Source organism: Tissierella carlieri, from assembly GCF_018917285.1.
Lineage (GTDB): Bacteria > Bacillota > Clostridia > Tissierellales > Tissierellaceae > Tissierella > Tissierella carlieri.
Genome location: NZ_JAHLOH010000038.1, coordinates 25557 through 47213 on the forward strand (window position 1 = coordinate 25557; position 21657 = coordinate 47213).

Sequence of the window (21657 nt, forward strand, 5' to 3'; positions counted from 1 at the left end):
GATAATATATTGTTCACACTAACCAATACATTAATTATTTTTTCTATAGGTCATAACTGTAATGACTCCATCAGCATCTCTCGAAAAAACAAGGATATTGTCATCATCCATAAATCTACTGTCAGAGAAGCCTACTTGACCTTCTTCAAATAAACTATTAATATCTGCTTTAAGTTTATGTTCAGCAAAGTAGTAATTAATCATACCCTCCTTGTCAGGAACCACTTTCTGTACCGATTCTGGTATTAATACAGCATCTTTTAATAAAGCTTCAATATCTATTAGTTCTTCATTCATTGATTCTTCATCTGATGTCTCCTGATTTCTTAGCAATGTCTGAATATACTTCTCTGCTTCCTCATAATTTCCTTTTGATGGATCTATGGGTAAATCAAATAAAGCGTTGATTCCTTCATAATCTGTATTACGGCTGATTTCACCTGTCTCTGCATTAAACTTATAGGCATTAGTAATATCGAAATTATCCATAACAGCAATGTACAAGCCTCTGTCTGCAAAAACTTCTATATCATCACATTCCATGGTCCTATACATTATCCCATCTTTTACAAACCAGCTTGCTCCACCATTCATTGTAAAAATATTAAGGTCTTTCGGGTGATGTCCTTTTATAAAAGGTGAAACAAGAAATGATATTTCATCATATAATGGATCACGGGAATCAGGCATTGGTGTTCCGTCTACCTTGGAAATAGCGAGTACTGAATATGTTCTATTTGGAAATATTTCTTCTGCAGAGTGTTTAAAATCACTGATTTCTTTACCAGATACTATTCCCATTAAGGTTATCTTATAATCTCCAATAGTCTGAGTCTGATCTATAGATACAGCTCCTTCACCTTCAAAAGCAAGGGCAAGTCCATTATCCCCTAAATTCTCTGCAATTTCCTTAGGTGTTAGTAACTTCCATGCTGCAAATGCTGAAATAGATGTTGCTACTATAAGTATAACAACCATAGCTGATACCGATAATCTCCTTTTATTTATACCTTTCATCCTACTTCTCTCCCCTATCTTATTTATAATTTTTCGATTCAAGCTGTCATCTGGTTCATTATCTGAAGAAAGGACTTGCCATAGCATTTTGTCTAATTTTTCAAAATCCTTCATATCCATTGACCTCCATATATTCTTTAATTAATTTTCTGGCTTTATAAAGCCTACTCTTTACAGTTCCAGTTGGAATTTTAAGTGCGGATGCAATATCTTCAATCGATAATCCAGTATTGTAGTGCATATATAAAGGTATTTTCAATTTATCATTTAACGATGCCGAAGCTCTATCAATCATCGTATAAGCTTCATTGTTTATGGCTACAAGTTCTGGTGTTGTAGTATCAATCATGTATGACTCATTATCAAAATCATCTTTAAATTCTACTATCTTTGCAATCCTATGCCTCCAACCAAATTTTCTATTCTGATTCTTCCATATATTTGCTGCAATGGCTATGAGAAAGCTCTTTGGATTTTTGTTTCTATCTATTTTATGGCATAACTCTATGGCTTTCAAAAAGGTTTCCTGATATAAATCATCCGCCTGATGTTTATCCATTGTCAATTTACAACAAAATCCATACACATCCTTACCATGGTTTTCAATTAAATGAGTTAACTCTGCAACATCCAATCCCTTATCCCCTCCTCTGCCTTAACCTTTCTTAAAAAATATTATACATTGATCGGCCTCTCATCTATATATTGTAATAACTTCTAATTAGGTTCATATTTTTTACAACCAATAGGAAAGTTCTATTTTAACATTTTAGAATTGAGAACTTGCTATGACCTCAATGAGTCTTAAGCAGATTGCCGAAATCTTTGATTTCGTGCAAGTAGCTTATGCAGTGGCCAAGAAAAGCTGCCTTTAATGTAACTTTAGAAGCTTTTCTTATAATTTATAACATAAAAATGGACTAACTTAGATAAAACCTTGTAATATGAAGGTTTACTAATTTAGTCCAATTATAACAGATTCATCTATAGCAGCAAAATTCTAAAAGTCTTACCTCTTTCTCAAAATCTACTAGTTTTTTTACTTTAGAAAAATATCTTACCTTTACATATTAACTTTAATATCTCTGCCTGAAGACCTTCATATGTATTATCTGACCAAAGGTCTAAGGCCATTGTTATAAGTTATTTAGGTCTATTTGTATTTACAATTGTGATATTGTTTTGCATATTACTCCCAACAAATTTCCCTATGTTTTTTTGCTTAATACTATTTTCTTCTTTTGAAGACAGCTATTGCTTCTCTGCTATAGCCATTACTGGCATTTGTTGAAAAACAAGATACTAGTTCCCATCCTTGCTCTCCCAATTTATTAAGCTCATAATCAAATTCCTCTATCTCTAGTATACCTCCCATCATACCTCTAGGTTCAACCTTAATAGTCTTATATTCCCATTTTTCCAAAATAACCACTCCCATTATTATATATTAGTAAGCAAACTCCTTCTTTTTTACATCTATTTAATATTATATAAATTTAAAATTGGAACAGATTCTCTACTTATTTTAATATCTTATCCCTCCACACTTTCCAACTTAGATACATAAATTCCTCTTAATACTACAGTAACTATAACCACTATACCCCCTATGATAGCATATGTTCCGGGCTTTTCGCCTGCAAAAATATATACCCATAACGGATTTAACAAAGGCTCCATCACAGTAATTAAAATAGCTTCTAATGCAGTAAGGTATTTTGTTGAATTCACGTAAAAAATATAAGGAATACCAAGTTGAAATACTCCCATTATAAGGATTATAATGATACTTTTGATATCTGGTAATGGAGTAAATATCAGAAAAGGTATCGCTACAATAAATGTTAAAATATTTCCAAAAAAAGTAGTATCCATAGCAGAACCATCTTTTTGCAATCTAAGTGATATAGTCATACAAGCCATAGAAAATCCCGATAGTATAGCTATAATATTACCTAATGTATTCCCTATATTCACATTATCTATGAAAAATAATATCATTCCTAAAAATACAATTGCAATTGAAATTATATCATACCATCGAATCTTTTCCTTTAAAATCCATACTCCTAAAATTGCAACAAATATAGGTGCTGTATATTGTAATAATATTGCATTTGCTGATGTAGTAAGTTTATTTGCCATAATAAAAAATAACATAGTAGTGCAAGTGGTTATAGCTCCTAAAACCTGCGGCTTTGTTTTTGTAAATTTGGGTTTCTTTATATAGGTCAGCATCACTAATGCAGCTATAAAGCTTCTCAGCCCTGATATTGATACTGGATTCCAATCTACTAATTTAACAAATATACCACCTGTGCTCCACATTATTGCGGCAATTGCCGCTAAAATTATTCCTTTACATCTATCTTTTTTTACATCCATTTATATTCTCACCCTTTAAGAAAATTTTCATCTTATATATTTTACATAATTTTCTCCAATCTTGCTATGCTTTTTTAGAATAAATTATTAAAAGGTTAAGCTAATTATTTAGCCTAACCTTTTATATTTCCTATTCTAATCTTATCAAAAGTTCACCAGCTTCTACATTTTGACCTTCCTTAACAGCTATTGAACTTACAGTACCCGCAGCAGCTGCAGTAATTTGTGTTTCCATCTTCATCGCTTCAATTATTGCAACTAATTGGCCTTCTATAACTTTCTCACCAGTTTTTATTAGAATCTTTGCTACTGTTCCCGGAATACTTGATCCAATCTCCAATTTATTTTCAGGGTCTGCCATCTGTATTGTAAAGGCTCCTTCCTTTACAATATTACTTGCCTTATCAAGTATTTTTATAGCTCTTCTACTATCATTGACTTCAAAATATAAAGTTCTATATCCTCTATCATCTAATCTACCTATTTCCAGGAGCTTAATGACTAAAATCTTACCCTCTTCTACTTCTACTTCTCCAGTTTCACCTTCCCTTAAACCATAAAAGAATATATCGCTACCCATTCTACTAAAGTCTCCATGTTCTTCAACATACCTTAGATAATCCTCGAAAACCTTAGGATATAGGGAATAAGATAATAAGTCTTTCCTTTGTGGAATTATATTATATTTCTCACTTAGATACTCTTCAATTTTTTCAAAATCCTCAGGAGGAAGTAATTCTCCTGGTCTACAGGTAATAGGCTCTTCACCTTTTAATACCAGTTTTTGAAGCCTCTCAGGGAATCCCCCCATGGGTTGACCCATCATACCTTGAAAATATGAAACTACTGAATCTGGAAATGCCATATCCTTAGCTTTATCATAGATATTTTCTGGAGTTAAGTCATTTTGCACCATAAATATAGCCATATCTCCTACAACCTTGGAAGTTGGTGTTACCTTTACAATATCTCCAAGCATTTCATTAACAACTCTATACATTTCTTTTACATCATCAAATCTATGGCCTAACCCAAAACTCTCAACCTGAGGTTTAAGGTTGGAATATTGTCCTCCTGGAATTTCATATTTATATATTTCTGCAGTTCCTGATTTTAACCCCGATTCAAATTGACTATATATTGGCCTTATTGTACTCCAATAGTCAGAGATAACTTGTAAATCATCTAAATTTAATCCTGTACATCTATCTGTATGTTCCAAAGCTGCAACTACAGAATTTAATGCAGGTTGAGATGTTAAACCTGCCATGCTATTAAATGCAGTATCTACTATATCTACACCGGCATGAGCTGCCATTAGTACTGTTGCTATTCCATTTCCACTGGTATCATGGGTATGAAGATGAATAGGAATACTAATCTCTGATTTTAATGCCTTAACTAATTCATAGGCTGCTTGAGGTTTTAATAAGGAAGACATATCTTTAATCCCCAGTATATGAGCTCCCGTTTTTTCTATTTCCTTAGCGGTCTTTATATAATAATCCAAGTTATATTTAGTCTTTGATTTATCTAAAATATCTCCAGTATAACAGATACAGGCTTCCGCTACTTTTCCTACCTTCAAAACCTCATCTATAGCTACTTCCATGCCCCTTAGCCAATTCAGTGAGTCAAATATTCTAAAAACATCTATACCCTTTTCAGCAGCTTCTCTTACGAACTCCCTAATTACATTATCTGGATAATTTCTATATCCTACTGCGTTGGCACCTCTTAGAAGCATTTGGAACAATACATTAGGTATCTTCTTTCTTAGGACTTCTAATCTTTCCCAAGGAGATTCTTTTAAAAACCTATAAGCCACATCAAAGGTTGCTCCTCCCCACATTTCTAAAGAAAATAAATCTTTTCCTAATACTGAAATAGCTTTAGAGATTCTATGCATATCAGCAGTTCTCATTCTAGTAGCCATCAGAGATTGATGTGCATCCCTTAATGTAGTATCTGTAATTAACAGAGATTTACTATCTTTAATCCATTCTACTAAACCTTCAGGACCTTTTTCATCTAATATTTGCTTAGTACCGTATTGGTTCCTAGGTCTATTTACCTTCGGTACCCTTGGAATATCAAAATCTGGTTTATTACCTATAGTTTCATTTACTACCTTTTCTCCTATAAAGTTTAGAACCTTTAGTTCAATATCCACCTTTGCAGTAATATCAAATAATTCTGGATTATGAGAAATAAATCCAGTATCACATTTTCCATTTAAAAAATCCTCATGATTTAATACATTTATTAAAAAAGGAATATTAGTCTTTACTCCTCTAATTTTTACTTCCTTTAATGCTCTCTTTACTTTTCTTGCAGCATCTTCAAAAGTCCTAGACCAGGAAGTTACCTTTACTAAAAGACTATCATAATAGGGGCTAATGTTTGCGCCAGTAAATCCACTACCTCCGTCAAGTCTGATACCAAACCCAGAACCAGTTCTATATATATCAATATTACCTGTATCTGGAGCAAAGTTATTTAATGGATCCTCTGTAGTAACCCTGCATTGTATTGCATAGCCTCTTATCTGTATGCTTTCCTGTCCTTTAATTCCTATTTCATCAGAATCCAGAGAATATCCCTGAGCTATTAAAATTTGAGACTGGACTATATCAATTCCTGTAACCATCTCAGATACAGTATGTTCTACCTGTATCCTAGGATTTACCTCAATAAAATAGTGATTTCCATGTTTATCTAATAAAAATTCAACAGTCCCAGCATTTCTATAATTAACAGCCTTCGCTATTTTAACTGCATCATTACATATGTTTTGCCTTTGCTCTTCTGTAATAGAAAATGCAGGAGTATATTCAATAACCTTTTGGTGTCTTCTCTGTATAGAGCAATCCCTCTCAAATAAATGAACTATATTTCCATATTTATCTCCTAATATCTGAACCTCTATATGCTTTGGCTTTTCAAGATATTTTTCAATAAATATATCATCAATACCAAAAGCCTTTTTAGCTTCATTTTTTGCACTATGGTATTCCCTTATTAAATCCTTTTCATCTCTTACAACCCTCATGCCTCTACCGCCGCCGCCAGCAGCTGCTTTAAGTATAACAGGATATCCGGCAAATCTAGCAAACTCTATTGCTTCTTCTTCAGAAGCTACTGCTTTTTCAATTCCTGGGATAGTTGGTACTCCAACACTATGTGCTACCTTTTTAGACTTTATCTTATCCCCTAGACTATCCATCATCTCATGTGTTGGTCCTATAAATTCAATGCCTACTTCTTTACATTTCCTTGCTAACTCTGGATTCTCAGATAAAAATCCATAACCTGGATGGATAGCATCTACTCCTTTTTTCAATGATAATTTAATAATTTCATCTATATTCAAATATGCTTCTATAGGTCCTTTATTTCTTCCTATTAAATAAGATTCATCAGCTTTTGTTCTAAATAAGGAGTTCTTATCTTCATTAGAATAAATAGCCACGGTCCTTATTCCAAGTTCATTACAAGCTCTGAATATCCTTATTGCGATTTCTCCTCTATTGGCGACTAACACCTTTTTAAATTTATTTTCCATTTATAACACCTCCAGATGCTTAATAATCTCTTCTGTAAATTCTTTAGTTCCTAGATTTCCTCCTAGATCTATTGTCTTACTATCTTTATTCTCCAATGTAAAAGCCAAAGCTTTCTCTATTCTAATTGCAGCTTCAAGCTCACCTATATGTTTCAACATCATTATTCCAGATAATATTGCTGAAGTAGGGTTTGCTATATTCTTTCCTGCAATGTCTGGTGCTGATCCATGAACTGGCTCAAACACTGCAATTCCTTCTCCTATATTAGCTCCAGGGGCTAACCCTAATCCACCTATAAATCCTGCTGATAAATCAGATAATATGTCACCATATAGATTGGGTGCAACGATTATATCATAATCACTTGGTGATTGAACAAGTTTCATACACATAGCATCTATTATTATGTCTTCAAATTCTATATCCTTATACTCTTCTGAAATCTTTCTTCCACATTCTAGAAATAAACCATCGGATAATTTCATAATATTGGCTTTATGGGCTAGTGTGACTTTTTTTCTTCCTTCCTTCTTTGCCAATTCAAAAGCATATCTACATATCCTTTCACTTGCTTTTCTAGTTATTATTTTGATACTCTCAGCCGCATCTTCACCTATCATATGCTCTATACCTGCATATAGATCCTCTGTATTTTCCCTTACTATGATGAAATCTACATTTTTATGTAAACCATCAACACCAGGATAAGATTTTATTGGTCTTATATTTGCAAAGAGATTTAATCCCTGTCTCAATCCTACATTAACGCTTCTAAATCCTTTGCCTATTGGAGTAGTTATAGGCCCTTTTAATGCTACTTTATTTTTCTTTATGCTATTTAGTACATAATCCGGAAGAGGTGTACCATAAGTTGTAATGGAACTCTCTCCAGCCTTAACTATTTCCCAATTTATATTAAGATTGGTGGCTTCAATAATTTCTACTACAGAAGATATAACTTCTGGTCCTATACCATCTCCTAAAATTAAAGATATATTATGTTCCATAATTATTCCCCTTTCATATTTAGAAGTCCACCAGCTTTGAGCATATCTCTTTGCCTTTCAGTTATATCTAATATCAATTTATATACTTTACTTTTAATTCTATTATTTACAATAATCTTATCTTCATTAATCTGATCCAGCATATTTTCAATAACTAATTCATCTAACATATCTATATCATTAAAATCATCTTCATTCTCGAACACTAAAGGAATTATCCCATTATTGATTAAGTTTTGTTTATGAATTCTTGCAAAGGATTTAGCTATTATAGACCTAATCCCCAGATATACTGGAACTAAAGCTGCATGTTCACGACTTGAACCTTGCCCATAGTTAAATCCTGCGACAATAATACCTCCGCCATTTTCCTTAGCTCTTTTAGGAAACTCTATGTCACAAGGTGTTAAACAGTAATCCGATAGATATGGAATATTAGATCTATATGGTAAAAGCTTAGCATTAGAAGGCATTATATGATCTGTAGTTATATCATCTCTCACTTTAATTAATACTTTTCCCTTAATCTCTCCTCCTAATTCCTTAGATTTTGGAAAAGGTTTAATGTTTGGTCCACGGATAATATCTATATCTTCTCCATAATCAGCTGGATTAACAATTAAATTATCATTTATTAAAAACCTTTCTGGCATAAATATATTTATATTTTCCATATAAATTGATGGATTAGTAATATATCCCGTTAAAGCTGACACTGCTGCTACTTCAGGACTTACTAAATATACATTTGCAGAAGGAGTTCCACATCTTCCTTTAAAATTTCTATTAAATGTCCTCAAAGATATACCGTCAGTAATTGGAGCCTGTCCCATACCTATGCAGGGACCACATCCAGATTCAAGTATTCTAGCTCCAGCTGATATAAGTTTAGAAAGTCCTCCATTTGCAGCAAGCATATTTAACACTTGTTTTGAACCTGGAGAAATAACCAAAGACACATCCTCTGATATAGTTTTTCCATCTAAAATTTCCGCAACTTTCATTAGATCCATATAAGATGAATTAGTACAGCTCCCTATTGCTACTTGATTTACTTTAATATCTTTTAATGTAGATACTGGAACTACGTTATCAGGACTATGAGGACAAGCTACCATTGGCTCTAATTCATCAAGATTTATTACTATTTCTTCGTCATAAAAAGCATCATCATCAGCCACTATATTCCTATATTCCTTCTCCCTTCCTTGAAGTTTTAAAAATTCATAAGTAATTTCATCAGAAGGAAATATAGAGGTTGTAGCACCTAGCTCTGCTCCCATATTAGTTATGGTTGCTCTTTCTGGGACAGATAAAGATTTAACCCCTTCGCCTATATATTCAAATATTTTATTAAGTCCACCTACTACCTTATATCTTTTTAAAACTTCAAGAATAATATCCTTAGCAGATACACCAAGATTTAATTTACCTGTTAGCTCAACTTTCACAATATAAGGCATAGTTATATAATACTCTCCCCCAGCCATTGCTACAGCCACATCTAGTCCTCCTGCCCCTATGGCTAACATTCCTAATCCTCCGCAGGTAGGTGTATGGCTATCAGACCCTAAAAGCGTTTCCCCAGGTACTCCAAATCTTTCTAAGTGTACTTGATGACATATTCCATTTCCTGGCTTTGAAAAATATATTCCATATTTTTTCGCAACTGTCTGAATATATAAATGGTCATCTGCATTTTCTGGACCAGTTTGAAGCATATTGTGGTCAATATAGGCTACTGATTTTTTTGTCTTAACTCTATCTACTCCAATGGCCTCAAACTGTAAATAAGCCATGGTTCCAGTTGAATCCTGTGTAAGAGTTTGATCTATTTTTAATCCTATTTCACTTCCTCTTATTAAATCTCCAGTAACTAGGTGATCCTTTATTATCTTTTCTGCAACAGTTAATTTCATCTTTTTTACCTCCAATCAACATCTAAATTGCCTTTGTTTCTTCCTTGCCTAAGATATTTGGAATAAATTTAAATACTAATTCCTTAAGCTCATCATTGCCAATATTTGAAGTTCTTCCATTAGCATATTCTTCATCCATCCATTTTTTAATTGGCAAAATCCTCTGGTCATTTTTATCTATTTTCTTTATATCACTTAGTTTAAAATATCCATTTATCCAAGCAGCAATACCTGCCAATCCAGAGTATGAATTTACTGCAACTATTGGTGATCTACCTAGAATCTTTTCAGTATCAAAGCTATTATATATTTCTTTATTTTTTAACATACCATCTGCATGGATTCCAGCCCTAGTGACATTAAATTCACTCCCTACAAAAGGTGTACGAGCTGGTACAATATAGTTCAATTCCCTTCCAAAATAATCAGCTATATCAGAAATTATTTTAAGATCCATATTCTTAGTAGTTCCCTTTATTTGTGCATATTCAAATACCATGGCTTCTAATGGACAATTCCCAGTTCTTTCACCAATTCCAAATAATGTAGAATTGACAGAGGAGCCTCCAAATAACCAAGAAGTAGTTGAATTTACAACCACAGAATTAAAATCATTATGTCCATGCCACTCGATAGATGATGAAGGCACATCACAATAATATCTTAATCCATGAATAAGGGCAGGTACCGATCTAGGTAACTCTACTCCAACATGAGGAATTCCTACCCCTAAGGTATCACAAGCCCTTATCTTCACAGGTATTTTATACTTATCAGATAATCCCATTAAATTCTTCGCCAATGGAGCTACAAATCCAAAGAAATCTGCACGAGTTATATCTTCAAAATGACATCTAGGAGTGATTCCATTTTCCAAAGCGGCCTCAGCAATAGAAAGATAAGTCTGCATTGCTTCTCTTCTAGTCATATTTAGTTTATGAAATATGTGATAGTCAGAGCAAGACATAAGTATACCTGTTTCTTTAATTCCCATCTCTTTTACTAATTTAAAATCCTCTTTATTAGCCCTAATCCAAGAAGTAATCTGTGGAAACTCATATCCTCTTTTAATACATTCTTCTACAGCTTTTCTATCTTTATCAGAATATAAAAAAAACTCAGTTTGTCTTATGATGCCTGAGCCATTATCTAACTCATGAAGATAATCATAGATTCTAACCATTTGCTCTACTGTCATAGATGACATGGATTGCTGCCCATCTCTAAAGGTAGTATCAGTAATCCATATATTTTCTGGAATATCCATTGGTAATTGAATATTATTAAATTTTACTTTTGGTATTTCGGAATAAGGAAATGCTTCCTTAAAAAGATTTGGTCTTAAAGTATCGATGCCACTGTAAATCATTTTTCTTCCCCCTCATTTGTGTTATGTTCTTTTTTGCAAGTTTACTTATTTTATATTTCTTTTTTAAAAAATCAACATTTTATTTTTCTTACTACTACATCCTCTGATTTCTAATGACTTTTTTCTTTTTTGTCTAGCCTCATCTTACTTCATTTAGTTTATTCACTGCCTTACGGCGATTATATGGTTTTTCCTTCCAATTCCTTGCTTTAATGTATTAAATAATATTTTAAACAATTCTAGCATAGTTTCAAAATAATATCAAGTGCATTTTTGCAAGTTTTTATTTTTTTCTTGCAAGATGTTAAATAATATACATTTTCAAAGAGTAGTTTTTGCTAATATCAAGTATTTGATTGATTATAATATAAAAGTTCTATATACTGAAATTATGATGAATTACATAATGGGGGATTGATTATGAGTATCAAATCTAAAGGTATATTAGCAGTTATTATTTCTGCAACTATTTTTGGAAGTATGCCTCTAATGGCTAAAATTGTTTATGAATCAGGTGGTAATGCAATAAGTCTGACATTTTATAGGTTTTCATTGATACTTCCTTTTTTATACTTGTTAATTAAGAGAAATGATAAGGAAACTTTAAAAATTACAAAAGAAGAGTTTAAAAAAATAGTCTTTGTAGGTACATTAGGATATGGAGCAACAGCATTATTATTATATTTATCCTATAACTACATCCCTTCTGGCATGGCAACAACAATCCATTTCATATATCCTGTATTTGTAATACTTGGCTGTATATTATTTTTTAAAGAAAAGCCAAGTATCATAAAAATAATTGCAGTTATACTTTGTTTGCTGGGAGTCCTGATGTTCTATGATGGTAATGGAAATATTAATTTCGCTGGAATATTCCTTGCTTTTGCATCAAGTATTACTTTTGCCTTTTATACTATCTACTTAGATAAAAGTGGTCTAAAGCAAATGAACACGATGAAATTAACTTTTTATCTATGTTTAATTGCATCTATTATGATGCTAATCTTTAGTATAATAACTAGAACATTTACAATAAATATGAAACCCTTAGGATGGCTGATGGCGCTATTCTTATCTTTATCAGTAGGATTAGGCGTAAATTTTTTTCAAATTGGAATCAAAATAGTTGGTCCTCAAAATACATCTATTTTAAGTACTTTTGAACCTATTACCAGTGTTATTATAGGAATATTAATATTAAATGAAAGTTTTGGACTAAAGACTATCTTTGGAATTGGATTGATACTGTTAGCAGTTATAATGATTTCTATTTTTGATAAGTAAAAATTTCCTGATTTAAAAAAGATGCAAGAAGTTTTTTAAAAAACTTCTTGCATCTTTATATTTTCTGTAATATAATGGTTTTTAAAATTTATTATACTATGCAAAGGAGGCCTTAATCTTGAAAAGTCCAGACACCTACGAGAGCACTTGGAATTCTATTACAATTAAGCTTGGAAAGAATTCCGAAGACACCAGACATTCCTCAAAATTATAACTATAATATATAATTTTGGGAGGAATAAAAATGTATAAAAAAATAATTATTGGTATTCTTGTTATAAGTATGATGATTGGAATGGTAGGATGCAATAAGTCATCTGGAAGTAAGCTTACTGAAATAAAAGAAAAAGGCAAGATAGTTCTAGGTACATCAGCAGATTATCCACCTTATGAATTTCATAAGTTAATTAACGGTAAAGATGAAATAGTAGGATTTGATATTGAAATTGCTAAACAGATAGCAGCCGATATCGGAGTAGAACTTGAAATTGTCGATATGAAATTTGATGGTTTATTAGCAGCACTAGTTACTGATGATATTGATTTTATAGTGGCTGGTATGGTACCAAAACCAGAGAGAGCTAAAGTTGTAGATTTTTCTATACCATATTATGCAGGTAAACAGAGAATGATCGTAAGAAAAGAAGATGCTGCTAAATTAAAAGGACCAGAGGAATTTAAAGGTCTTAAAATAGGGGTACAAAAATCAACAACCCAAGAGGAAATTGCAATAGAGAAATTTACTGATGCTGAAGTAATAGGATTAAGTAAAATTACTGATTTAGTACTTGAACTTAATAATAATAAAATAGATGGTATAATACTGGCTGAGCCAGTAGCTGAAGCTTATATAGCTCAAAACTCAAACTTATATATGCCTGAAGTTATTTTAGGTGAAGAATCTGGTGTATCAGTGGCAATCAATAAAGGTAAACCAGATTTGTTGGAATCTATTAATGGAACACTGGACAAGCTAATAAAAGATGGCTCAATAGATAAGCTAATTCAGGAAGCAACCGAATTAGCAGATCAAGATTAATTTAAAATATAATTGGCAAAAGGAAACAGATATTTCCTTTTGCCCATATCTTTTATATAGCTTAAATCTTTAGGAGGTGTATCCATGGATATAGAATTTTTTGTTGAATATTATAGTTATTTTTTAAAGGGTACTGGCACAACCCTTCTTATTTCATTATTTGGTGTAATCTTTGGAAGCTTAGTAGGAATATTATTAGCTTTGATGAAACTTTCAAACAATAAGTTTTTAAAAGGGATTGCTACATCCTATATAGAAATTGTGAGAGGAACTCCTTTAATACTACAAATATTTTTAGTATATCACGGACTTCCAAAATTAATCCCTCTACCATCTTCTAGAATATTTCTTGGGACCATAGCTGTATTTTTAAATAGTGCAGCCTATGTAGCAGAAATAATAAGAGCAGGGATTCAATCTATAGACAAGGGTCAGATGGAGGCATCAAGGTCTTTAGGTATGCCTCAAAGTATGGCAATGAAATATATAATTATTCCACAAGCTTTTAAGAATATATTGCCAGCATTAGGTAACGAATTTATTGTTCTGATAAAAGAGTCTGCAATAATATCTGTTATTGGAGTACAAGATCTAATGTATAATGCTGATACTTTAAGAGGTATAACTTATAGGCCTTTTGCTCCTTTAATATTTGCAGGTATTATTTATTTTATTATTACATTCTCACTTTCAAAACTATTAGGCATTTTGGAAAGGAGGTTAGGTGCTAGTGATAAAAGTAAAGAATCTCTATAAAAAATTTGGTAATTTAGATGTATTAAAAGGAATTGATGAAGATATAAAAAAAGGTGAGGTAGTTGTAATAATAGGTCCTAGTGGATCTGGAAAGAGCACTTTTCTAAGATGTCTAAACCTATTGGAAAATCCAAGTAGTGGAGATATAATGTTCGAGGGTAAATCCATTACTGATAAAAATACAGATATAAACAAGGTAAGGGAAAAAATGGGTATGGTCTTCCAGCAATTTAACCTATTTCCTCATCTTACAGTATTAGAAAATATAACCATAGCACCTATAAAGGTTAAAAACATTACTAGTAAAGAAGCTGAAAAAATTGCCATGAGCTTGCTTAAACGAATTGGTTTAGAGGATAAGGCATACAATTACCCAAATCAATTATCTGGAGGACAAAAACAAAGAATAGCCATTATAAGAGCATTGGCAATGTCACCTGATCTCATGCTTTTTGATGAACCTACTTCTGCTCTAGATCCAGAAATGGTTGGAGAGGTATTGGATGTAATGCAGTCCTTAGCGAAGGACGGAATGACTATGATAGTAGTTACTCATGAAATGGGATTTGCTAAGGAAGTGGGAGATAGGGTTATCTTTATGGATGATGGAAGAATTGTAGAAACAGGTACTCCTGATAAAATATTTAATAATCCAGAACATCCGAGAACTCAAGACTTTTTAAGAAAGGTTATACGATAAAACAATACTCCTTTCTAGTTTAATCTTATTTGATTATTACTAGAAAGGAGTATTTATTATTATTTAAATATCTTAATTCTTTCTTCTAAAGAATTATATTCTTTTTCTCCTGGTTCAGTAGTTGGTTTTCCAAATGGCATCTGAGCAATTAACTTCCAGCTGCTAGGTATATTCCACTCTTTTTTCACATCTTCTTCAATAAGTTCATTATAATGCTGCAATGATGCTCCATATCCTTCTATTTCTAATGATGTCCATATTACAAATTGATGCATTCCACTTGATTGCTGTGACCAGATAGGGAAATTATCTTTATAAGTTGGAAATTCTCTTTGCAAATATTCTACTATGCTAGTATCTTCAAAGAATAAAATTGTACCATATCCAGCACTAAATGAGTTGATCTTTTCTTCTGTAGAAGAAAATTTATCAGCTGCTACTATCTTTCTCAATGCTTCTTTAGTTATATTCCATAATCTAGTGTGATGTTTATCTAATAGCAACACTACCCTCGCAGTTTGTGAGTTAAAAGCTGATGGTGTATGTTTTACTGCATGTTCTATAATTTCTTGAATCTTTTCGTCAGATACTACTTTATTCTTACTAATCCCATAGTATGTTCTTCTTTTTTCTACTGCTTGATTAAAATTCATAGTCATTTTCTATTCCTCCATTTAATTTCCTTTTTTCATTTCTATTACCAAAACATTAGATGTTTCTCTTGCTTTTATTAGTATATCTTCTTCTACTACTTCCAATGCATCTCTATCCTTTAATTCAATTCCATTTATCTCTGAAATCCCTTCTATCTGTACTAAATATGCCTGTCTTCCTTCTCTAACTTTAAAATCTATTTCTTTATTTTTTTCTAATTCTAGTACGTGTATATTTGCATCTTGATATATTTTTATAGGTGCATTTCCTTCAGTACTTGATACTATTTGAAGCCATTTATTCCTTCTATCTTCCCATTGAAACCTATAATCACCATAGTTTGGCGTAAGTCCTTTTTCATTTGGAATTATCCATATTTGTAAAAACCTTGAAGTATTCTCTCCTAAATTATGTTCACTATGATAGATTCCCGTCCCTGCACTCATATATTGTACATGTCCTCTTGTGATAGTATTTTTATTCCCTATACTATCTCCATGTGTAAGCTCTCCATCTACTACATAGGATACTATCTCCATATCTTTATGAGGATGCATTTCAAATCCGGTATTAGTTTTAACCAAATCATCATTTAATACTCTTAACACTCCAAAGTTCATATTATCCTTATTGTAATAGCTTGAAAAAGAAAAATGAAAAATACTTTTTAGCCAGCCTAAATCAGATCTACCCATGTTTTTATTATCTAACTTTCTTAACATAATCTTCTCTCCTTCATTTTAGTTATTTTTTTATATCTTATTTTTATTTATTACTCAGTTACCTTTAGTTACTTAGTTTAATTATATTATTACATAAGATAATTTATATGTCAAGCATAATTTAAAAATATTTTAAATAAAAAATACCTCCATTGAATTATCAATTAGGAAGCATTTTTCTAAATCCATTCTACGGAAAATTAAAATTAAAATGGGATAAAACTTTCCTGTGGGTTATAAAAAAATCCTCTAATTAAAATAGAGGATTTTTGATAGTTCATTTAGTTATTAGCCCCACTTTTCAGCCCACTTTTGTATTTCATCCATGGCTGTGCTAAGTTCCTTTCCTTTGTCTGTAAGCTCATATTCAATCCTTACAGGGGTTTCTGGATATACCTTTCGTATAACTATGCCTTCTTGCTCTAGTTCTTTAAATCTTTCTGTGAGCATTCGCGCACTCATATTAGGTATTGCTGCTGATATATCAGTAAAACGTTTTTGTCCATTTAATAATGTTCTTATAATTAGTCCAGTCCATCTTTTTCCTAACAATTCAAATGCATCTTCAAATTTTGGACATAAATGATATCTTTCCATTTTCATTCACCACCTATTAATATTATACCATAGTTAGTATAATAAAGTAAGTATATTATTATACTATACCGAGTTAATAGTATATAATCTATTTTGTTAAATAAAATAAATTCAAATGATATAAATAAGTATTAGAAAATAGAAATGAAAACTTAGAAAGATTTTTAACTTTTGTGGAGGATAAAATTATGAATGAAAATAACTTTACAGATAATTTTCCTATTACCGTAAAACATAATAGAATAAAAGACTGCGAAAATGCTTATGAGGATTTAATGGAAGAATTTAATGCTATTCTCGACGCCTCAAATGATGGAATACATATTACTGATGGAAAAGGAGTAACTTTAAGATTTAATAAATCCTGTGAAAGAATTGATGGTGTAAAGGCTGATTATGTAATAGGAAAACATATGGAAGAATTAGTAGCAGAAGGTATATATTCAGAGTCCGTTGCTTTAGCTGTAATTAAAGAAAAAAAACAAATTTCCATGCTCCAACAAGTAAATGGTAAAGAAGTTATAGGAACTGGAACTCCAATATTTAAAAATGGAGAATTATATAGAATTGTCATCAATTCTAGAGATATAACTGAATTAAGGGATTTGAAAAGAGGTCTGGAAGAGGCTAAATTAATCAACAAAAAATATCAACAAGAATTGGATATTATCAGCTCTAAGGATAAAGCAAAGAATAGCAATATCATCTATAATAGTGACAAGATGGATAAAATAATAGATCTAGCCCTTCGGGTTGCTAAAGTTGATTCAACAGTTCTTATTGAAGGTGAGTCTGGTGTTGGTAAGGGAGTCTTAAGTTACTTCTTACACAACAACAGTCTTAGATACAATAAGGCTTTTATTAAAATTAATTGTGGTGCAATACCCGAGAATCTTTTAGAATCAGAATTATTTGGTTATGAAAAAGGCTCTTTCACTGGTGCAAATAAAGATGGAAAAGTGGGATTAATTCAATTAGCAGATAAAGGAACTTTGTTTCTTGATGAAATAGGAGAGTTACCACTTAACTTACAAGTAAAATTATTAAATGTAATACAAAATAAAGAATTAACTAAGGTTGGAGGCACCACTACTATTCCTATTGATATTAGAATTATTGCAGCTACTAATAGAAATCTACAAGATATGGTAAAAAATAAAGCTTTTAGAGAAGATTTGTATTATAGACTCAAGGTTGTTCCCATAACAATTCCTCCACTAAGAGAGCGAAAAGAGGATATCCCCCCTCTCATTTTAAATTTCTTAAATAGGTTTAATGAAAAATATAATTATAATAAAAAAATAAGTCCAGAAGCTATGAAAATATTGTTGAGTTATAATTGGTCTGGAAATATTCGAGAAATTGAAAACCTTATTGAAAGACTAGTGGTCACAACTAATGATGATATTATTAATAGACAGGATATCATTGATTGCCAATTAGTTTCTATAGGAGATTATTCAAACTTTGATATAAATAAAATCAGCAGCTATAAAAATATTATTGCAGAATATGAAAGAAAACTACTCCTAGATATAATGCCTCAATGCAAAAGCACCTATGAAATGGGTGAAATACTAGATTTAGATAGGAGTACCATAAGAAAGAAATTCAAAAGGCTAAATATCAAACTAGAATTTAAGGAGGACTGATTTCCTATGAGGAAATTATTCCTCCTTAAATTATTGATATTGACTGGCTCTTATTTTATAATCATTTAAGCATTTTGCGGAGGAAATTATTCCTCCTGTTTTCAGTTTTCTTGTTATAAACCCTTGATTTATCAGGTTGTTTTTTTGGCATAGGACTTGCTATATAGTATATCGAAAAATAAAATTTATTTGGAGGTATAAAAATGGAAAATATTAATGCAAACCAACCAGCAAGTGCTTCATCCTCACCAAGATTTGTTAATATGGGTACATTTATGAGGATGCCAAGAATTGATAAATTAGAAGGTTTAGACTTTGCTATTGTGGGGATTCCTTTTGACACAGCAAGTTCCTTTAGAACAGGTGCAAGATTTGGTCCTAATGGAATCAGAAACATTTCTGTAATGATGAAGCCTAATAATGTAATAATGGAAATCAATATCTTAGATGAGCTAAAGGGCGGAGACTATGGGGACATAAATATAGTCCCAGGCTATATACTACCTAGCTATGAAAAAATCGAAGAGGAAATGACTAAAATCGTCAATGCAGATGTTATACCAATAGCCTTAGGAGGAGATCACTCAATAACCCTTGCTGAATTAAGAGCAATTGTCAAAAAACATGGTCCAGTAGCATTGGTTCATTTTGATTCCCATGCGGATATTAATGAAGAAGTATTTGGTGAAAAATACAATCATGGAACTCCTTTTAGAAGAGCTATTGAAGAAGGCTTAATAGATCCTTCACATTCTATCCAAATTGGTATGAGAGGCTCCTTATATGACCCTAATGAACATAAAATGGCTGCTGAACTAGGTCTAAAGCTAATCCCTGCTCATAAAATCAGAGAAATGGGCTTTGAAGAACTATTAAAACAAATTAAAGAAAGAGTAGGAGATAAAAAAGCTTTCCTTACCTTTGATATTGACTTTGTAGACCCAGCCTATACTCCTGGTACAGGAACACCAGAAGTAGCAGGATTCACTTCCCTTGAAACCTTAAATTTAATTAGAGGAATTAAGGAATTAAACTTTGTAGGTTTTGATATTGTTGAAGTTGCACCACCATATGATTTTGGAGAGATTACATCATATATGGCTGCTAATATTGCTTTCGAGTTTTTATCAATTCTTGCTCTAAAGAAAAAAAATAGTAGATAATAAGATAAAAATAAACCAAAGACTGGAGGATTTATATATGTCCGATACTTTGATTAAGGGAGATAATTTAGAAGAACTAAAAAAATTAAATCTAGATTTAAATGATATTACAGTCCTAGACTCTTTATCCTTAGACAAAAAAAGCAGCCAAATAGGTTTGATAAAATCTGTTTTTTTTACTGCAATTGCCATATTCGTATTCTTTATACCTTTAACCATAAATGGAACGACAGATGTTCCTTTTGGTTTTATCTACAATTTCTTTATAAAGGCTTTAGGAAATTTTGGACTATGGTTAATAACCTTAGTTATAGTATTTACTGGAGTTGTGAGCGTATATGGAAAATTTTTTGCTAAAAAAGATACTATGTTAGGTAAATATTTTGGTGAAGATTCTGTGTTTCATCCCTTTATGTATTTACTAGGTGGCTTCTTTACCTTATTATATACTCTGGATGCAACAGTTCCTGGATTTACAGGTCCAGAATGGATAGTAGGAACTAGCACTGGCGGAACCGTTGTCCCAGCAATAGTAATGGGTGTAGCTTGGATAATCCCAGTTGGCTGTTTCTTTATGCCTTTTCTATTAAATTATGGAGTAATAGATTTTGTTGGGTCATTGATGGAACCTCTGATGAGACCTGTTTTTAAAGTTCCTGGAAGAGCAGCAGTAAATGCTATAGCATCTTTTGTCAGTTCCTCCTCAGTAGGAGTTTTGATTACAAATAAGCTATATCATACAGGAGTCTATACAGAGAAAGAAGCAGTCCTCGTTGCCACAGGATTTAGTGCAGTAAGTGTAGGATTTGCTTATATGGTAATTAAAACGGCAGGTTTAGCTGATCATTTCTTAAAAGTGTATTTTATAGCATTATTCATTACTCTATTGATTAGTGCAATAATGGCAAGGATACCACCTTTATGTAGAAAAAAAGATATTTATTATAATGGTAAAGCTCAAACGAAAGACGATATTAAAACTCAAAAAAATAAGGGAAAAGGAATTATTAAAACAGGATTGGATAGAGCTATAAAAAAATCTTATACTGCTAATAATATTTTCAGTGAAATAAAATCTAGTTTAATTGATGGATATATTGTATTTCCTAAGGTGTTGACCTTATTAGCTTCCATGGGAATTTTAGGACTAATTGTTGCTGAATATACTCCTTTTTTTAATTGGCTCGGAGCTCTATTTGTTCCACTACTTAAGTTGTTTCAAGTACCTAATGCCGTTGAAATAGCACCTTCTCTCCCAGTAGGAATCGCTGAAATGTTTTTACCAGTATTATTAATTGCTGATAAAGTAGAGTTGTTAGATATCGGTGCTAGATATGTAGTCACAACTATTTCAATAGTCCAAATTATTTTCTTCTCTGAAACTATAGTTGTAATGATGGCAGCAAAATTGCCAGTAAAATTAAGTGAATTAATCATATGTTTCTTTGAAAGAACTATTATAGCTATACCTATAACTGCATTGTTTATGCATATATTGTTTTAAATATTAGAATAGATAAAGGTGGAGCTTATCAGTATACTCCACCTTATATTTTATACCATTTATCTAACTCTTATTTCTCTACAACAAACTCAGTTTTCATAGTAGGTGAATTTGTCATAGTGTCTTGAACTGGGCAGGTTCTATCTATAAAATCGAATTCTTCTTCTGAAGAATTGGATTTTATTTTGATTTTAGTTCTCATTTCAGAAAATCCAATTTTTACTTTTTTATTTTTTCTCACAAATCCATTTGTAAGCCGTTGACAATCTTAGATACTAAGTTTACTATAAAGATATATTATGGTATTCAGGAGGTAGGTA

The 21657-nt window shown here is 31.7% G+C and carries 19 protein-coding genes; 7 read left to right on the forward strand and 12 right to left on the reverse strand.

The window, feature by feature from the left end; all coding sequences use genetic code 11:
• Positions 1-30 precede the first annotated feature (30 nt).
• The 8 genes from KQI38_RS12100 to KQI38_RS12135 all read right to left on the reverse strand — a co-directional run bounded on the left by KQI38_RS12100 (position 31) and on the right by KQI38_RS12135 (position 11263).
• Positions 31-1131: a hypothetical protein gene (locus KQI38_RS12100; protein WP_216559763.1), complete on the reverse strand. Its 1101-nt coding sequence runs from the start codon at positions 1129-1131 to the stop codon at positions 31-33.
• Positions 1118-1651 (reverse strand): RNA polymerase sigma factor, encoded by a 534-nt coding sequence (locus KQI38_RS12105; RefSeq protein WP_216559765.1) that lies wholly within the window; start codon positions 1649-1651, stop codon positions 1118-1120. Before KQI38_RS12105 ends, KQI38_RS12100 begins: the two co-directional genes overlap by 14 nt.
• 594 nt (positions 1652-2245) lie before the next feature.
• Positions 2246-2440, reverse strand: a complete 195-nt coding sequence (locus KQI38_RS12110) for a DUF4177 domain-containing protein (RefSeq protein ID WP_094903756.1) — start codon at positions 2438-2440, stop codon at positions 2246-2248.
• A gap of 110 nt (positions 2441-2550) precedes the next feature.
• Positions 2551-3402, reverse strand: a complete 852-nt coding sequence (locus tag KQI38_RS12115) for a DMT family transporter (protein WP_216559767.1) — start codon at positions 3400-3402, stop codon at positions 2551-2553.
• 130 nt (positions 3403-3532) lie between these two features.
• On the reverse strand, positions 3533-6967 hold the full coding sequence (locus tag KQI38_RS12120) for a pyruvate carboxylase (protein WP_216559769.1): 3435 nt from the start codon (positions 6965-6967) through the stop codon (positions 3533-3535).
• On the reverse strand, positions 6968-7975 hold the full coding sequence (locus KQI38_RS12125) for an isocitrate/isopropylmalate dehydrogenase family protein (RefSeq protein ID WP_216559771.1): 1008 nt from the start codon (positions 7973-7975) through the stop codon (positions 6968-6970). It abuts the gene before it with no gap.
• A gap of 2 nt (positions 7976-7977) precedes the next feature.
• Complete coding sequence (locus tag KQI38_RS12130) at positions 7978-9894, reverse strand: aconitate hydratase (protein ID WP_216559773.1); 1917 nt, start codon at positions 9892-9894, stop codon at positions 7978-7980.
• 22 nt (positions 9895-9916) lie between these two features.
• On the reverse strand, positions 9917-11263 hold the full coding sequence (locus KQI38_RS12135; RefSeq protein WP_216559775.1) for a beta/alpha barrel domain-containing protein: 1347 nt from the start codon (positions 11261-11263) through the stop codon (positions 9917-9919).
• Positions 11264-11683: 420 nt separating this feature from the next.
• Between KQI38_RS12135 and KQI38_RS12140 the strand changes: the two genes are divergently transcribed.
• The 4 genes from KQI38_RS12140 to KQI38_RS12155 all read left to right on the forward strand — a co-directional run bounded on the left by KQI38_RS12140 (position 11684) and on the right by KQI38_RS12155 (position 15045).
• Positions 11684-12550 carry a DMT family transporter gene (locus tag KQI38_RS12140; protein WP_094903747.1) on the forward strand — a complete coding sequence of 289 codons (867 nt, stop codon included), beginning with the start codon at positions 11684-11686 and terminating at the stop codon, positions 12548-12550.
• A 244-nt stretch (positions 12551-12794) separates the two neighbouring features.
• The gene (locus tag KQI38_RS12145; protein ID WP_216559777.1) at positions 12795-13589 is read left to right on the forward strand and encodes a transporter substrate-binding domain-containing protein; all 795 of its coding nucleotides are present in this window, start codon (positions 12795-12797) and stop codon (positions 13587-13589) included.
• A gap of 84 nt (positions 13590-13673) precedes the next feature.
• Positions 13674-14345 carry an amino acid ABC transporter permease gene (locus KQI38_RS12150; RefSeq protein ID WP_216559779.1) on the forward strand — a complete coding sequence of 224 codons (672 nt, stop codon included), beginning with the start codon at positions 13674-13676 and terminating at the stop codon, positions 14343-14345.
• The gene (locus KQI38_RS12155; RefSeq protein WP_216559781.1) at positions 14320-15045 is read left to right on the forward strand and encodes an amino acid ABC transporter ATP-binding protein; all 726 of its coding nucleotides are present in this window, start codon (positions 14320-14322) and stop codon (positions 15043-15045) included. Before KQI38_RS12150 ends, KQI38_RS12155 begins: the two co-directional genes overlap by 26 nt.
• Positions 15046-15104: 59 nt before the next feature.
• On the opposite strand, the gene KQI38_RS12160 is transcribed toward KQI38_RS12155, so the two are convergent.
• The 3 genes from KQI38_RS12160 to KQI38_RS12170 form a co-directional block, all read right to left on the reverse strand.
• Positions 15105-15704: a nitroreductase family protein gene (locus KQI38_RS12160; protein ID WP_216559783.1), complete on the reverse strand. Its 600-nt coding sequence runs from the start codon at positions 15702-15704 to the stop codon at positions 15105-15107.
• Between the two features lie 15 nt (positions 15705-15719).
• On the reverse strand, positions 15720-16421 hold the full coding sequence (locus KQI38_RS12165; RefSeq protein WP_216559785.1) for a pirin family protein: 702 nt from the start codon (positions 16419-16421) through the stop codon (positions 15720-15722).
• 288 nt (positions 16422-16709) lie between these two features.
• Positions 16710-17018, reverse strand: coding sequence for a winged helix-turn-helix transcriptional regulator (locus tag KQI38_RS12170; protein WP_216559787.1), 309 nt, complete (start codon positions 17016-17018; stop codon positions 16710-16712).
• 188 nt (positions 17019-17206) lie between these two features.
• Here KQI38_RS12170 and KQI38_RS12175 point away from each other — a divergent pair, with 188 nt between their 5' ends.
• The 3 genes from KQI38_RS12175 (at position 17207) to KQI38_RS12185 (ending at position 21337) form a co-directional block, all read left to right on the forward strand.
• Positions 17207-18670: a sigma-54 interaction domain-containing protein gene (locus KQI38_RS12175; protein ID WP_216559789.1), complete on the forward strand. Its 1464-nt coding sequence runs from the start codon at positions 17207-17209 to the stop codon at positions 18668-18670.
• A 203-nt stretch (positions 18671-18873) separates the two neighbouring features.
• Positions 18874-19833 carry an agmatinase gene (gene speB / locus KQI38_RS12180; RefSeq protein WP_216559791.1) on the forward strand — a complete coding sequence of 320 codons (960 nt, stop codon included), beginning with the start codon at positions 18874-18876 and terminating at the stop codon, positions 19831-19833.
• Between the two features lie 37 nt (positions 19834-19870).
• Positions 19871-21337: a YjiH family protein gene (locus KQI38_RS12185; RefSeq protein ID WP_216559792.1), complete on the forward strand. Its 1467-nt coding sequence runs from the start codon at positions 19871-19873 to the stop codon at positions 21335-21337.
• A gap of 70 nt (positions 21338-21407) precedes the next feature.
• Here KQI38_RS12185 and KQI38_RS12190 read toward each other — a convergent pair whose 3' ends face one another.
• Positions 21408-21578: a hypothetical protein gene (locus tag KQI38_RS12190; RefSeq protein ID WP_216559796.1), complete on the reverse strand. Its 171-nt coding sequence runs from the start codon at positions 21576-21578 to the stop codon at positions 21408-21410.
• Between the last annotated feature and the right edge of the window lie 79 nt (positions 21579-21657).

Coding starts and splice junctions, on each gene's coding strand:
- KQI38_RS12170 (WP_216559787.1), bottom strand. CDS start 17,018: ATGGAAAGATATCATTTATGTCCAAAATTTGAAGATGCATTTGAATTG.
- KQI38_RS12115 (WP_216559767.1), bottom strand. CDS start 3,402: ATGGATGTAAAAAAAGATAGATGTAAAGGAATAATTTTAGCGGCAATT.
- KQI38_RS12100 (WP_216559763.1), bottom strand. CDS start 1,131: ATGAAGGATTTTGAAAAATTAGACAAAATGCTATGGCAAGTCCTTTCT.
- KQI38_RS12165 (WP_216559785.1), bottom strand. CDS start 16,421: ATGTTAAGAAAGTTAGATAATAAAAACATGGGTAGATCTGATTTAGGC.
- KQI38_RS12150 (WP_216559779.1), top strand. CDS start 13,674: ATGGATATAGAATTTTTTGTTGAATATTATAGTTATTTTTTAAAGGGT.
- KQI38_RS12125 (WP_216559771.1), bottom strand. CDS start 7,975: ATGGAACATAATATATCTTTAATTTTAGGAGATGGTATAGGACCAGAA.
- KQI38_RS12145 (WP_216559777.1), top strand. CDS start 12,795: ATGTATAAAAAAATAATTATTGGTATTCTTGTTATAAGTATGATGATT.
- KQI38_RS12185 (WP_216559792.1), top strand. CDS start 19,871: ATGTCCGATACTTTGATTAAGGGAGATAATTTAGAAGAACTAAAAAAA.
- KQI38_RS12160 (WP_216559783.1), bottom strand. CDS start 15,704: ATGACTATGAATTTTAATCAAGCAGTAGAAAAAAGAAGAACATACTAT.
- speB (WP_216559791.1), top strand. CDS start 18,874: ATGGAAAATATTAATGCAAACCAACCAGCAAGTGCTTCATCCTCACCA.
- KQI38_RS12130 (WP_216559773.1), bottom strand. CDS start 9,894: ATGAAATTAACTGTTGCAGAAAAGATAATAAAGGATCACCTAGTTACT.
- KQI38_RS12135 (WP_216559775.1), bottom strand. CDS start 11,263: ATGATTTACAGTGGCATCGATACTTTAAGACCAAATCTTTTTAAGGAA.
- KQI38_RS12120 (WP_216559769.1), bottom strand. CDS start 6,967: ATGGAAAATAAATTTAAAAAGGTGTTAGTCGCCAATAGAGGAGAAATC.
- KQI38_RS12140 (WP_094903747.1), top strand. CDS start 11,684: ATGAGTATCAAATCTAAAGGTATATTAGCAGTTATTATTTCTGCAACT.
- KQI38_RS12175 (WP_216559789.1), top strand. CDS start 17,207: ATGAATGAAAATAACTTTACAGATAATTTTCCTATTACCGTAAAACAT.